Genomic DNA, 14,527 nt, shown 5'->3' with positions numbered 1-14,527 from the left:
GAGACACGGTGAACTCACCCACCCGATACGCCGAAGCCCTACTGACCGGCATGCTCGGCACCTTCGGCCTGAACCTCAGTTACGTCCGGGCGGAGCAGAACTCCCTGTACTACCTGGACGAGAGCGGCACCGAGGTGCCGGTGCTCGACCTGGTCGGCGGCTGGGGCTCGCTCATGCTCGGCCACAACCACCCGGAGATCGTGGCGCACGCCAAGGAGCTCCTCGACACGGGCGTGCCCGTGCACTCGCAGTTCTCCGAGCACCCGACCGCCGACCGCGTCGGCGCGCTCCTGAACGGGATACTCGGCCGGGAGTTCCCCGGCGCCGAGCCCTACCCGGTGATCTTCGCCAACAGCGGCGCGGAGGCCGTCGAAGCGGCCGTCAAGCACTGCGAGTTCGACCGCGTGCTGCGGCTGAAGAGCCTGTTCGAGCAGGTCGAGTGGAACGTCGACGCGGCCGTGAAGGCCGTGGGCGACGGCTCCGCACAGCTGCCCGACGACACGTCCCTGCTGCCCGGCGACGTGCCGGTGCCGACCACCGCCGAGGAGTTCGGCGCGCTGCTCGGCGCGGTGGCCGCGCACAACATCGGCCTCGCGGGCACGAGCCCGGTGTTCTTCGCCCTGGAGCGCGCCTTCCACGGAAAGCTCCTCGGCAGCACCCAGTTCACCTTCAACCCGACGTTCCGCGCGGCGTTCGCCTCGCTCGGCCTGCCCGTGACGTTCGTACCGCCGAACGACGCGGCCGCGCTGGAGAGCGCCCTCGCCGAGCACCGCGTCGCCGCGCTCGACGTCGAGGTCGTGGACGGCAGGGTCACCCTCGTCGAGCGGCCCTTCCCCGTCGTCGGCGGGCTGATCGTGGAGCCGATCCAGGGCGAGGGCGGGATCCACGCGCTGACGCCCGAGTACGCCGCCCGCGTCCGGGAGCTCTGCGACGCGGCCGGGTGCCCGGTGATCATCGACGAGATCCAGACCGGCATGGGCCGCACCGGGAAGTTCTTCGCGAGCTCCCACATCGGGCTGCTCGGCGACTACTACCTCCTCGGCAAGTCCCTCGGCGGCGGCATCGGCAAGACCTCCGCCATGCTGGTCCGGCAGTCGCGCTACCGCCCCGAGTTCGAGCTGGTGCACAGCTCGACCTTCGCCAAGGACGGCTTCACCACGTCCATCGCCCTGCGCACCCTCGAACTCCTCGAAGCCGACGGCGGGGCCGCCTACGACCTGGCCGCCGAGCGCGGCGAACGCGTCCTCGGCATGCTGCGCGAGCTGGCCGAGGAGTACCCCGACGTGGTGCTCGACGTCCGCGGCAAGGGCCTGCTCATCGGCCTGGAGTTCGCCGACCAGAGCCAGGCCGCCTCCCCGGTCATCCGCGAGAAGGCGGCCGCGGGCCTGCTGGTCTTCCTGATCGGCAGCTACCTCCAGCTGGTCCACCGCATCCGCACCGGGCCGACGGCCAGCGTGCCCAACATGCTGCGGATCGAGCCCTCGATCCACCTCACCGACGAGGAGATCGAGCAGCTGCGCACCGGCCTCACCGCGGTCTGCGAGATCCTGCGCCACCAGGACGCGCTGCCGCTGATCCACCCGCTGACCGGCGCCGCGGGCCGGCCGCGCGAGATCCAGGACTTCCGGACGGAGCGGCAGGCCGAGGCCGCCGCGCCGGAGGCCGATGACGCGGCCACCCACAAGGTCGCGCTCGTCAGCTACCCGCTGACCCCGGACACGCTGCGGGAGCTCGACCCCTCGCTCGCCGGCCTGGACGACGCGGCGCTGCTCGCCTACGTCCAGCGCTCGGAGCTGCTCAAGGACCTGCCCGCGACGGCCCCGGTCCGCTACACGTCCCCGCAGGGCACCTCGGTCGACCTCACCGTCTACCCGCTCCTGGTGTCGCAGCACCAGCTGCGCGCCTACCGGACCACCGGGCAGACCTTCCTGATCGGCCTCGACCTCGACCGCCGGGTGCGCGCGGCCAAGGCGGACGGCCACGACACCGTCGGCATCGGCTTCGGCCTCGGCACGGTGAGCGAGCACGGCAGCGCGCTGCGGGTGCCCGGCGTCACGGTGACCGCGGGCAGCACCCTCGCGGTCGGCGCCACCCTGGCCGCGCTCGAACAGCCCGCGCTCGCCCGGTTCGGCGACCTGGCCGGGCTGACCGTCGCGGTCGTCGGCGGCGGCGGCCGCGTGGGCTCCGCCCTCGCCGCGCTCAGCGCCGAGTACGTCGCGCGGATCGTCCTGGTCGGCAGCGGCCGGGAGGGCTCGGCCGAGCGGCTGCGCGCCACGGAGCACCGGATCTACCAGGACGCGTGGACGCGGATCGCGGCCGGGGGCGAGCTGAGCGGCATCGCGGCGGCGCTGTCCGCCGAGCCGCTCATCACCAAGTGGCTCGCCGACGGGCGCCGCGGTGACGAGCCGAGCGCCGAGGCCGTCGCCGCGCATCTCGCTGATTCCTATGACGTCAACCCGTTCGTCGTCGCGACCGACGACCTCGCCGAGGCACGGAATGCGCACGCGGTGATCGCGGCGCATTCGAGTCCGGTTCCGGTTCTCGCGGAGAAGCATCTCGCGCAGGGCGCGATCGTCGCCGATCTCTCCTTCTTCGGCACCGGTGCGGAATCAGCCATTGTCGCCGGGCGGGACGATTTGCTTTACATACGGGGTGGTGTTCTTTCGGTACCGGAGGATACTATTCTGCCGCGTGGTTTCAATGGTCCATTGAACACGGGTGAATTGCTGGCGGGGACTGCGGAAGCAATCGTCCTCGCCCTGTCCGGCGCTGGCGGAACGTTGAGCGAAGGCGCCATTACCCAGGAACGGGTGCACGCAATCATCGACCTCGCCCAGCAGCACGGGTTCGAGGCGATTTCCACCTGACGTCTGCCGGGAATTCAGCTCGCCGGACCATCGGCCGATGGTCCGGCCTGATCGACAAAGGGTAAGTGGAATGTCAGAGTCAGCAGAATCCGGAGCAAAGGTGGCGGCGGAACTCTCGTCCGATCCGCACTACGCCAAGCGCTGGTTAATCCTCGCCGTCATCGGTATCGCCCAGTTCACGATCTTCCTGGACACCACGGTCGTCAACATCGCGCTGCCGTCGGCCCAGGCCGACCTCGGCTTCGGCGACGGCGACCGGCAGTGGGTGGTCACGGCCTACGCCCTCGCCTTCGGCAGCCTCCTGCTGATCGGCGGCAGGATCGTCGACCTGATCGGCGCCAAGCGGTCGCTGATGATCTCCATCGTCGGCTTCGGCATCATGTCGGTGCTCGGCGGCGCGGCCAACGGCTTCTCCATGCTGATCACGGCGCGCGCGCTGCAGGGCGCCTTCGCCGCCCTGGTCGCACCGGCCGCGCTGTCGTTCCTGCTGACCGTGTTCAAGGACCCGAAGGAACGGGTCAAGGCCTTCGGCGTCTACGGCGCGCTCGGCAGCGGCGGCCTCGCGCTCGGCCTGCTGCTCGGCGGTGCCCTCACCGACTGGCTCGACTGGCGCTGGTGCCTGTACGTCAACGTCATCTTCACGGCGGCGGTGTTCGTCGGCGCGATGCTGACCATGCACAACCGGCAGGCGGAGCACCGTCCGGACAAGCTCGACCTGCCCGGCACGGTGACGGCCTCCGTCGGCCTGTTCTGCCTGGCCTACGGCCTGTCCAACGCCGACGACGGCGAGTGGGGCGGCGCCGACGTGTGGGGCCTGCTCCTGGCGGGCGGTGTCCTCCTTGTCGCGTTCGTCCTGTTCGAACTCCGTACGCGCACCCCGCTGCTCCCCATGCGGATCGTGCTGCACCGCAACCGCGGCAGCGCGTATCTGGGCATGTTCCTGCTGGGCATCGGCCTGTTCGTCCAGTTCCTCTTCCTGACCTACTACCTCCAGTTGATCCTGGACTTCTCGGCGATCGAGAGCGGTCTCGCCTTCCTGCCGATGATCGTCGGCATCGCGATCGGCGCCACCACCATCCCGCCGGTGCTCGAACCGAAGCTCGGCTCGCGCGTGCTGATCCCCGGGGGTCTCATCCTCGCCGCCGTGGGCTCGTTCTGGCTCAGCCAGCTCAGCGTCGACAGCTCGTACGCCGCCGGCATCCTCGCGCCCATCTTCATCGCGGGCGTCGGCTTCGGCCTGGTGGTCTCGCTGGGCGCGGCAGTCGCCACGGTCGGGGTCGAACCGCAGGACGCCGGTGCCGCGTCGGCCCTGGTCAACACCGTGCAGCAGGTGGGTGGTTCGATCGGCACCGCGCTGCTCAGCACGCTGGCGATCACCGCGGCGGACAACTTCGTCGAGGGCAAGCAGCCCACGCCGCAGCTCGCCGCGGAGGCGTCCGTGGAGAGCTACACCACGGCGTTCTTCTGGGGCGCGGTGGTCTTCCTCGCCGGGGCGGTCATCTGCGGCCTCCTCTTCGACCGCTACGTGACGGCCCAGGCCGACTCCGAGCTGGGGGAGGCCGCACCCGTCCCCGGGGTGTGAGGACAGCGCGCCCCCGAAGGGGCGCGGGGCTGCGTCGATATGCGGCTCCGCCGCGCGGGCGCGACAAGCCACGACGCACGCGCAGGCGAAGAAGCTCCACGGCCGCCTCGCTGGTACTTGGTCCCAAGTACCAGCGAGGCGGCCGCATTTGGTATCGGCGGGCCCTGGGGCCGCGAGGCCCCACTGGATTGACTAGCCCGCACGGAGTGATGCGACCTACCGAGGAGGACTTCGTGACAGCAGTGGCCGGTGAGCGGGCTGACATCACAACCGGAGCGGCAGCGGTGGACGCGGCGGAGCTGTTGCGCCGGGCCCGCGAGCTCGCTCCGCTGATCCGCGAGCACGCGGTGAAGACCGAGCAGGACCGCAGGCTCGCGGAGGAGGTCGTGGTCGCGCTGCGGGACGCCGGTCTCTTCCGGCTCACGACGCCGACCCGGTTCGGCGGCTACGAGCTGCCGATGCCCGACCTCCTGTCGATCATCGTCGAGGTCGGCAAGGCCTGCGGCTCCGCGGGCTGGAACCTGTCCATCGACACCGCGTCGACCCGGTTCGCGCTGAACGCGCTGCCGGAGACCGCCCTGGAGGACGTGTTCGAGGGCAACCCCGACGCGTACGTGATCTCCACGGCGCACCTGTCCACGACCAAGGCGTGGCGCGCCGAGGGCGGGTTCAAGGTGAGCGGCACCTTCCCGTGGAGCTCGGGCTGTGAGATCGCCGACTGGGCGTACATCCCGGTCGTGCACGTCTACGACGGCGACGAGCAGACCACGGACCTCGTGGGCGTCGTGGTGCCCATGAGCGACCTGCGGATCGAGCGGACCTGGCACTCCGCGGGCCTGTCCGGCTCCGGCACCCACACGGTCGTGGCCGAGGACGTGTTCATCCCGGAGCGCCGGGCGACCCCGTTCAGCCTCACGGACCTCGTGGGCGAGGACCACCGGGACAGCATGCTCATCCAGGGCAGCGCGCAGTCGCTGGCCGCGATCGTCGGGGCGGCGCACGGCGCCCTGGAGGTCACCAAGGCGCACCTGGACAAGGGCCGTCCGATCACGTACGCCAACTTCGAGCGGGCCGCGGACGCGCCCTCGGTGCAGATGTGGTTCGGCGAGGCCGCGCACCTCATCGAGACCGCCCAGCTGCATCTGACGGAGGTCGGCAGGGCGCTCGACGGCATTCCTGAGACCCAGCAGATGCCGTGGGCGGACCGGGCGCGGATCCGCATGCACGAGAAGTCCGCCCAGGAGAAGTCGCGGGCGGGCGTGGAGAAGCTCCTCGACGCGGTCGGCGGCAGCGCGTTCGCCCTCTCGAACCCGCTGCAGCGCCTGTGGCGCGACATCGCGGTGATGAGCCGGCACAACGCGCTGAACGCGCCGCTCATCCTGGAGGACTACAGCCGTGCCGTCCTCGATGTGCACCCGGCGGTGACCCTGCTCTACTGACGCCGTGGATCCGGCCCCTCAAATGGGCGGCCGGACCCGTGTGTCGCCCGCGCGCCGGTATTATCCGTGGCCGAAAGAATACGGTCACTGGATAATGCCGGTGCGCCTTTTTATAGAGGTCTTCCTGTTCGCCGCTGTTCCCTGCCACCAGATTCCGCATCGCGTTTTGGGACCCGGCGACAAGCCGGGCCGTCGGAAGGCATTGTTGACTGCACGGCATGAGACAGATCGCCGTGGTCGGATTGGCTTGTCGGTTCCCTGGGGCCAGTGACGGCCACGAGTTCTGGCACGTGCTGCGGACCGGGACCGACGCGATCCGCGAGGCCCCCGACGACCGCTGGCGCGGCGCCGAACTGCCGCACCGGCTCGGGGGGTTCGTCGAGGGCATCGACCGGTTCGACGCCTCGTTCTTCGGCATCTCGCCGCGCGAGGCCGCCGCGATGGACCCGCAGCAGCGCCTGATGCTGGAACTGTCCTGGGAGGCCCTTGAGGACGCCCGGATCGTCCCCGCCACGCTCGGCGGCGGCGACACCGGCGTGTTCGTCGGCGTCATGTGGGACGACTACGCGGCGCTCCAGGACCGCCTGGGCGAGGCCGGCATCGGCCGCCACACGATGACCGGCACCCGCCGGAGCATCATCGCCAACCGCGTCTCGCACCACCTCGGCCTGCGCGGGCCGAGCCTCGCCGTCGACACCGCGCAGTCCTCCTCGCTCGTGGCCGTCCACATGGCGTGCGAGAGCCTGCGCCGCGGGGAGTGCGGTGTCGCCATCGCGGGGGGCGTGAACCTCAACATCCTGGCCGAGACGACGCTCGGCGCGGCCCGCTTCGGCGGCCTGTCGCCGGACGGCCGCTGCTTCACCTTCGACGAGCGGGCCAATGGGTTCGTCCGGGGCGAGGGCGGCGGCGCCCTGGTGCTCAAGCCGCTGGCCGACGCCCTCGCCGACGGCGACGACGTCTACTGCGTCCTCAACGGCGGCGCCATGAACAACGACGGCGCGGGCGAGGGCGAGCACGCGGGCCTGACCGTGCCGAGCGGGTCCGCGCAGGCGGAGGTCGTCCGGCAGGCGTACCGGCGCGCCGGTCTCGCCCTGCGCGGCGTGCAGTACGTGGAGCTGCACGGCAGCGGCACCCGGGTGGGCGACCCCATCGAGGCCGCCGCGCTCGGCGCCGCCCTGGGCCACGCCCGGCAGCCGGATGCCCCGCTCGCGGTGGGCTCGGTCAAGTCCAACATCGGGCACCTGGAGGGCGCGGGCGGCATCGCCGGGCTGCTCAAGGTGGTCCTCAGCATCCGCCACCGGCAGCTGCCGCCGAGCCTGCACTTCACCGCGCCGCCCGCGGACATCCCCCTGGACGAGCTGCGCCTGCGGGTGCAGACCGAGCTGACGCCGTGGCCCGATCCCGACCGGCCGCTGGTGGCCGGGGTGAGCTCGTTCGGCATGGGCGGCACGAACTGCCACCTGGTGGTCAGCGAGCCCCCGGCGACCGGTGCCGCGACCGCCCCGACCGCCGCCCCGACCGCCGCCCCGACCGCCGACCGGACCGGCGCCCCGGCCGTCGACGAGCGCCCGGCCCCCGCCGCCCTCGCCTGGCCGGTCTCCGGCCGTACCCCCGAAGCGCTGCGCGCCCAGGCCGCCCAGCTCCTCTCCTTCGTCGACGGCCAACCGACGGCGCCCGCCGCGGACATCGGCCTGTCCCTCGCCACTACCCGGACCGCCTTCCGGCACCGCGCCGTCGTGACCGGCGGCGACCGGGCCGAACTCCGCGGCCGCCTGGCCGCGTTCGCCTCCGGCGCGGCCGTCGCCGGAGTGGTCGAGGGCCAGGCGACAGCGCCCGGCAAGACGGTGTTCGTCTTCCCCGGGCAGGGCTCGCAGTGGGCGGGCATGGCCGTCGGACTCCTGGAGTCCGTACCGGAGTTCGCCGCGTCGATGCGCGCGTGCGAGGAGGCCTTCGCGCCCTACGTCGACTGGTCCCTCGACGCGGTCCTTCGCGACGCGGCGGCCCTGGAGCGGGTGGACGTCGTCCAGCCCGCGCTGTTCGCCGTGATGGTGTCCCTGGCCGCCGCGTGGCGCTCCTGCGGGGTCGAGCCCGCGGCGGTCGTCGGGCACAGCCAGGGCGAGATCGCCGCCGCCTGCGTGGCGGGCGCCCTGTCCCTGGAGGACGCCGCGCGCGTCGTGACGCTGCGCAGCCAGGCCATCCTCGCCCTCTCCGGGCGCGGCGGCATGGTGTCGGTCCTGCGCTCCGCCGCCGAGGTGCGCGACCGGATCGCCGAGTGGCACGGCGCGGTGTCGATCGCCGCGGCCAACGGCCCCTCGTCGGTGGTGCTCTCGGGCGACGCCGACGCCCTGGACCGGCTCGTCGAACGGTGGACCGGGGAAGGCGTCGAGACCCGCAGGATCGCCGTCGACTACGCGTCCCACTCGGCCCACGTGGAACAGATCGAGGAGCGCCTCCGCACCGTCCTCGAAGGGATCCGCCCGAGGACGTCGGCGGTGCCGTTCTACTCCACGGTGACCGGCGGCCTGCTGGACACCGCCGAGCTCGACGCGGCGTACTGGTACCGCAATCTGCGCCGGACGGTGGAGCTGGAGCGGGCGACCGAGGCGCTGGTGCGCGACGGGCACGGCGTGTTCGTCGAGTGCAGCCCGCACCCGGTGCTCGTGCCGCCGCTGCGGGAGACGGTGGAGCGGGCCGGCGTCGCGTCCGCCGTCGTCACCGGCTCGCTGCGCCGGGGCGAGGGCGGCCCCGAGCGGTTCCTCACCTCGCTCGCCGAACTCCACGCGCGCGGCGCCGAGGTGGGCTGGTCGCGCGTCTTCGCCCTGCGCGGCGCCCGTACGCTGCGCCTGCCCACGTACGCCTTCCAGCGCGAGCGGTACTGGCTGGCCGAGGCCACGGCCGGACCCGCGGCCCCCGCCCTCCCCGAGGCCCCGGGCGCCGAGCCCCCGACGGCCGCCGCGGCGGCGGCCCCCGCCCTCCCCGCCGGGCCCGAGCTGCTGGCCCTCGTACGGTCGACGGTCGCGGTCGTGCTCGGACACGCGGACGGCGATGCGGTGGAGCCCGGCACGACCTTCAAGGAGCTCGGCTTCGACTCGCTGTCCCTGGTGGAGCTCCGGGACAGGCTGAGCACGGCGACCGGCCTCGCCCTCCCGGCGGGGACGCTGTTCGGCCACCCGACACCGGCACAACTCGCCGACCACCTGCTGACGTTGGTGCCGGGCGGCGAGCGGGCCACGGGCGACGTGGTCCCCGCCGTCGCCGCGGCGGCCGACGAGCCCATCGCGATCGTCGGGATGGCCTGCCGCCTCCCCGGCGGCGTCGCCTCGCCGGAGGACCTGTGGCGCCTCGTCCTTGACGGGACCGACGCGATCTCCGAGTTCCCCGCCAACCGGGGCTGGGACACCGACCGGCTCTACGACCCCGACCCGGACCGGGCGGGCACGTCCTATGCCCGGCACGGCGGATTCCTGCACGACGCCGACCAGTTCGACCCCGAGTTCTTCGGCATCTCGCCCCGCGAGGCCCTCGCCATGGACCCGCAGCAGCGCCTCCTCCTGGAGACGTCCTGGGAGGCCCTGGAGCGGGCCGGGCTCGACCCCGCGGGGCAGCGCGGCGCGTCCGTGGGCGTGTTCGTCGGGGCGATGGCGCAGGACTACGGCCCCCGGCTGCACGCCGCGCACGCCGAGTCCGACGGCTACCGCCTCACCGGCAGCACCATCAGCGTGGCCTCCGGGCGCATCGCCTACACGCTCGGCCTCCAGGGCCCCGCCGTCACCGTGGACACCGCGTGCTCCTCGTCCCTCGTGGCGCTGCACCTGGCCGCGCAGGCCCTGCGCGCGGGGGAGTGCTCGCTGGCCCTCGCCGGAGGCGTCGCGGTGATGTCGACGCCCGGCATGTTCGTGGAGTTCAGCAGGCAGCGCGGCCTCTCCGAGGACGGCCGGTGCAAGGCGTTCGCCGCCGCGGCCGACGGCACCGGCTGGGCCGAGGGCGCGGGCACCGTGGTGCTCGAACGGCTCTCGGACGCGCGGCGCAACGGGCACCGCGTCCTCGCCGTGGTGCGTGGCAGCGCGGTCAACCAGGACGGCGCGTCCAACGGCCTCACCGCGCCGAACGGCGTCGCCCAGGAACGCGTCATCCGCCAAGCCCTCGCCGGTGCCGGGATGTCCGCCGCCGACGTCGACGTGATCGAGGCGCACGGCACCGGCACGACGCTCGGCGACCCGATCGAGGCCGAGGCGCTCGCGGCCACGTACGGCCGCGGCCGGGCACCGGAACGCCCGCTGCTGCTCGGCTCCCTGAAGTCGAACATCGGCCACGCCCAGGCCGCCGCGGGCGTGGCCGGGGTGATCAAGATGGTGCAGGCCCTGCGGCACGGCACGGTCCCGCGGACCCTGCACGTCGACGAGCCGACGCCGCACGTGGACTGGGCCGCGGGCGGCCTCGAGCTGGTGACCGAGGCGCGCCGGTGGCCGGAGACCGGCCGGGCGCGCCGGGCCGGGGTGTCCTCCTTCGGCATCAGCGGCACGAACGCCCACGTCGTCATCGAACAGGCCCCGCAGGAGCAGGAGCAGGAGCAGGAGCAGGAGCAGGAGCAGCAGGAGGCGCGGCCCCCGTCGGCGCGCCCGGAGCCCGGACCCGTGCTGCCCTGGGTGCTCTCCGCGAGCGCGCAGGACGCCGTCGCGGACCAGGCGGCGGCCCTGCTGTCCTTCCTGGACACGCACCCCGGCCTCGACCCGGTGGACGCCGGGTTCGCGCTGGCCGCCGCCCGTTCCGGACTGCCGCACCGGGCCGCCGTCGTCGCCGCGGACCTGCCCGCGCGGCGCCGGGGCCTCGCGGCGCTCGCCGAGGGCAGCGACGCCCCCGGCGTGGTGCGCGGCACCGCGCGCGAGCCGGGCGGGATCGTGTTCGTCTTCCCCGGCCAGGGCTCGCAGTGGGCCGGAATGGCGGTGGAACTCCTCGATGCGGCCCCGGTGTTCGCCGCGTCGATGCGGGCGTGCGCCGAGGCCCTGGCCCCGCACGTCGACTGGGACCTGTTCGAGGTGCTGCGCGACGCCGCGGCCCTGGAGCGGGTGGACGTCGTCCAGCCCGCGCTGTTCGCGGTGATGGTGTCCCTCGCCGCGCTGTGGCGCTCCTACGGCGTGGAGCCCGCCGCCGTGGTGGGCCACTCCCAGGGCGAGATCGCGGCCGCCTGCGTCGCCGGGGCCCTCGACCTCGCGGACGCGGCGAAGGTCGTCGCCCTGCGCAGCAAGGCCATCCTGGCCCTGTCCGGCACCGGCGGCATGGTCTCGGTCGCCCTGTCCGAGGACGCGGCCGCCGCCCGGCTGCACCGGTGGCAGGGCCGCATCTCCGTGGCCGTCGTGAACGGCCCGGGGGCGGTCGTCGTCGCCGGGGCGCTGGACGCCCTCGACGAACTCGTCGCCTCCTGCGAGGCCGACGGGGTGCGCGTCAAGCGGCTCCCGGTGGACTACGCGTCGCACTCGGCGCCCGTGGAGCGGATCGCCGACGACCTCGCCGCGCTGCTCACCGGCCTCACACCGCGCCCCGCGGCGATCCCCTTCTACTCGACGGTCACCGCCGACGTCCTGGACACCACCGCTCTCGACGGCGCGTACTGGTACCGCAATCTGCGCCGGCAGGTCCGCTTCGCCGAGACCGTGGGCGTGCTCGCCGAGCGGGGGCACTCGGTGTTCGTCGAGGTCAGCCCGCATCCGGCACTGACGACCGCGGTCGAGGACCTGGTCGACCACGCGGTCGCCGTCGGCTCCCTGCGCCGCGACGACGGCGGCCCGGAACGCTTCCTGACCTCGCTCGCCGAGGCGTACGCACGCGGCGTGCGCCCCGACTGGCGGGCCGTCTTCCCCGGCGCCCGGCCCGTCGACGTCCCCACCTCCGTGTTCCGGCGGCGGCGCTACTGGCTGGAGCCCGCACGCACCGACGCGACGGCGGACGTCGAGGCCGCGGGCCTCGCCGCCGCCGACCACCCGCTGCTCGGCGCGGTGGTGGAACTGCCCGACTCCGGCGGCGTCGTCCTGACCGGACAGCTCTCCCTGCGGTCTCAGGCCTGGCTGGCCGACCACGGGCTCGGTGACACGGTGGTCCTGCCCGGCGCGGCCTTCGCCGAACTGGCGATCCGCGCGGGCGACGAGGTCGGCTGCGACCAGGTGGCGGACCTGACCTGCGAGGTGCCGCTGGTCCTGCCGCAGCACGGCGCGGTCGCCGTCCGGGTCACGGTCGGCGACGAGGACGAGTACGGCCGCCGCGCCCTGGCCGTCCACGCCCGCCCGGCGGACGGCTCCGGCGGCTGGACCCGGCACGCGAGCGGCCTGCTCGCCTCGGGCCCCGCCGAGGAGTTCGACCTGAGCGCGTGGCCGCCGCCGGGCGCCGTCGCGGTGGACTGGGACGGCGGCTACGACCGCTGGACCCGGCTCGGCTACCACTACGGCCCGGCGTTCCAGGGCCTGCGCTCCTGGTGGCGGCGGGGCGACGAGGTGTTCGCCGAGGTCGCCCTGCCCGAGGAGGCCGCGGCGGACGCGGGCCGGTTCGGGCTGCACCCGGCGCTGCTCGACGCGGCCCTGCACGCCGCCGTCGGGGACGGCCCGGACTGCCGCCTGCCGTTCTCCTGGCAGGGCGTGTCGCTGCGCGCCACCGGCGCGGCCGCGCTGCGCGTGTGGATCGCCCCGGACGGCCCGGACACCCTCGCGCTGCGGCTCGCCGACGCCTCCGGGGCGCCGGTGGCCTCGGTGGAGGCCCTCGCGCTGCGGCCGATGCCCGCGGGCGAGCTGACCGCGGGGCCCCCGGACGCGCTGTTCCGCGTGGACTGGACCGAGGCGCGCGCACCCGAGGCACCCGCAGCGGCTCCGACGTGGGCGGCCGTCGGCCCCGACGACCTCGCGACCGGCGCGCCCCGCCACGCCGACCTCGGCGCGCTCGCCGCCGCGGGCCCGGTGCCGCAGACCGTCCTCGCCCCGGTCACCGAGGCCGATGCCCACGCCGTCGCGGGCCGCGCGCTGAGCCTGATCCAGGAGTGGCTGGCCGACGACCGGTTCGCGGCGTCGAAGCTGGTCTTCGTCACACGGGACGCGCTGGCGGTGGACGAGCCCGCAAGGGGAGCGCCCGTCAGGGGCGCGGGGAACTGCGCGACCAGCCACGGCGAGTCCGCAGACGACCGACGGCCCGACGCGGCACACCCCGAGGAGAGCTTGGGCATCGCGGGCGCCACGGCGTGGGGCATGGTCCGCACCGCGCAGCGGGAGCACCCCGACCGCTTCGCGGTCGTCGACCTGGACACCCACGCGGCGTCCACCGCGGCCCTCTCCACCGCCCTGGCCGCGGCCGAACCCCAGCTGGCGCTGCGCGAAGGGCGGCTGCTCGTGCCCAGGCTCGCCCGCGCCACGGGCCTGCCCACGGCCCGCCCCGAGCTCGCGCGGGGCACGGTCCTCGTCACCGGCGCCACCGGCACCCTCGGCGGGCTCTTCGCCCGGCACCTGGTGACCCGGTACGGCGCCACGCGTCTGCTGCTCACCAGCAGGCGCGGCCCCGACGCCCCCGGCGCCGCCGAACTCGCCGCCGAGCTGACCGGGCTGGGCGCGGACGTCACCGTGGCGGCCTGTGACATCGCCGACCGGGACGCCCTGGCCGCGCTCCTCGCGGCGGTCCCAGCCGACCGGCCGCTGACCGGCGTCGTGCACGCCGCGGGGCTGCTCGACGACAGCGTGCTGGAGGCGATGCGGCCCGAGCAGCTGCGCCGGGTCCTCAGGCCCAAGGTCGACGCGGCCCTCAACCTGCACGAACTGACCCTCGGGCTCGACCTGTCGATGTTCGTCCTGTTCTCCTCGGTCGCCGGGATCCTCGGCCTCCCGGGGCAGGCGAACTACGCCGCCGCCAACGCGTTCCTCGACGCCCTCGCCCAGCGCCGCGCCGCGCGGGGCCTGCCCGGCGTGTCGCTCGCCTGGGGCCTGTGGGCCGAGGCCAGCGGCATGACCGGCCACCTCGCGGACGCCGACCTGAGCCGGATGCGGCGCACCGGACTCGCGCCGCTGACGTCGGCGGAGGGCCTGGCCCTCTTCGACGCGGCGGTGTCCTCCGGCACGCCCCTGCTCGTCCCGGCCCGCCTCGACCCGGCGGCCGTACGGGCCCAGGGAGCGGTGCCCGCGCTGCTGCGCGGCGTGGTCCGCGAGCGGGTCCGCCGCACGGCGGCGGCGACGGGCGGCCCCGCCGGTGCCGCCCCGCTCGGCGAGCGCCTGGCCGCGCTGTCCGCCGAGGAGCGCGCGGAGGCCCTCCTCGCCCTGGTGCGCGAGCACACCGCGACCGTCCTGGCCCACGGCGCACCGGGCGGGGTCGACCCGGCCCGCACCTTCAAGGAGCTCGGCTTCGACTCCCTGACGGCCGTGGAGCTGCGCAACCGCCTGGGCACGGCGACCGGCCTTCGGCTGCGGGCGACCCTGGTGTTCGACTACCCGACGCCGTCGGCGCTCGCCGCGCACATCGGCGCCGCGCTCGGCCCGGCCGCACCCGCCGTACCCGAACCGGCCGCGGCGGCACCGGAGTCCGCGCCGCCGGGCGGCGAGCTCGACGGTCTTGAGCTCGCGGAGCTCTTCGATCTCATCGATGGCGAACTTGGCACGTCCTGAAGCGGGGGTCTT

4 protein-coding genes are annotated in these 14,527 nt (G+C 74.3%); all 4 read left to right on the top strand.

What is annotated here, in order from left to right; all coding sequences use genetic code 11:
• Positions 1–8 precede the first annotated feature (8 nt).
• The 4 genes from MQV74_RS14500 to MQV74_RS14485 all read left to right on the top strand — a co-directional run bounded on the left by MQV74_RS14500 (position 9) and on the right by MQV74_RS14485 (position 14,515).
• A complete protein-coding gene (locus MQV74_RS14500; protein WP_242717721.1) occupies positions 9–2,867 on the top strand; it encodes an aminotransferase class III-fold pyridoxal phosphate-dependent enzyme in 2,859 nt (952 codons plus the stop codon).
• A gap of 70 nt (positions 2,868–2,937) precedes the next feature.
• A complete protein-coding gene (locus tag MQV74_RS14495; RefSeq protein ID WP_242717719.1) occupies positions 2,938–4,449 on the top strand; it encodes an MFS transporter in 1,512 nt (503 codons plus the stop codon).
• Between the two features lie 233 nt (positions 4,450–4,682).
• Positions 4,683–5,888: an acyl-CoA dehydrogenase family protein gene (locus tag MQV74_RS41160; RefSeq protein ID WP_242717716.1), complete on the top strand. Its 1,206-nt coding sequence runs from the start codon at positions 4,683–4,685 to the stop codon at positions 5,886–5,888.
• 218 nt (positions 5,889–6,106) lie between these two features.
• Positions 6,107–14,515 carry a type I polyketide synthase gene (locus MQV74_RS14485; RefSeq protein WP_278194149.1) on the top strand — a complete coding sequence of 2,803 codons (8,409 nt, stop codon included), beginning with the start codon at positions 6,107–6,109 and terminating at the stop codon, positions 14,513–14,515.
• The last annotated feature ends 12 nt before the right edge of the window (positions 14,516–14,527 follow it).

The sequence above is a fragment of the Streptomyces sp. AN091965 genome, assembly GCF_022698285.1.
In the GTDB taxonomy this organism is placed as follows: domain Bacteria; phylum Actinomycetota; class Actinomycetes; order Streptomycetales; family Streptomycetaceae; genus Streptomyces.
Note: the sequence above shows the minus strand (reverse complement) of the source record. Positions and strands in the feature narration are given on the sequence as shown.

What these genes read in the sequence shown, in the direction of transcription:
- MQV74_RS14485 (WP_278194149.1), top strand. Translation starts at nt 6,107, where the DNA reads ATGAGACAGATCGCCGTGGTCGGATTGGCTTGTCGGTTCCCTGGGGCC.
- MQV74_RS14495 (WP_242717719.1), top strand. Translation starts at nt 2,938, where the DNA reads ATGTCAGAGTCAGCAGAATCCGGAGCAAAGGTGGCGGCGGAACTCTCG.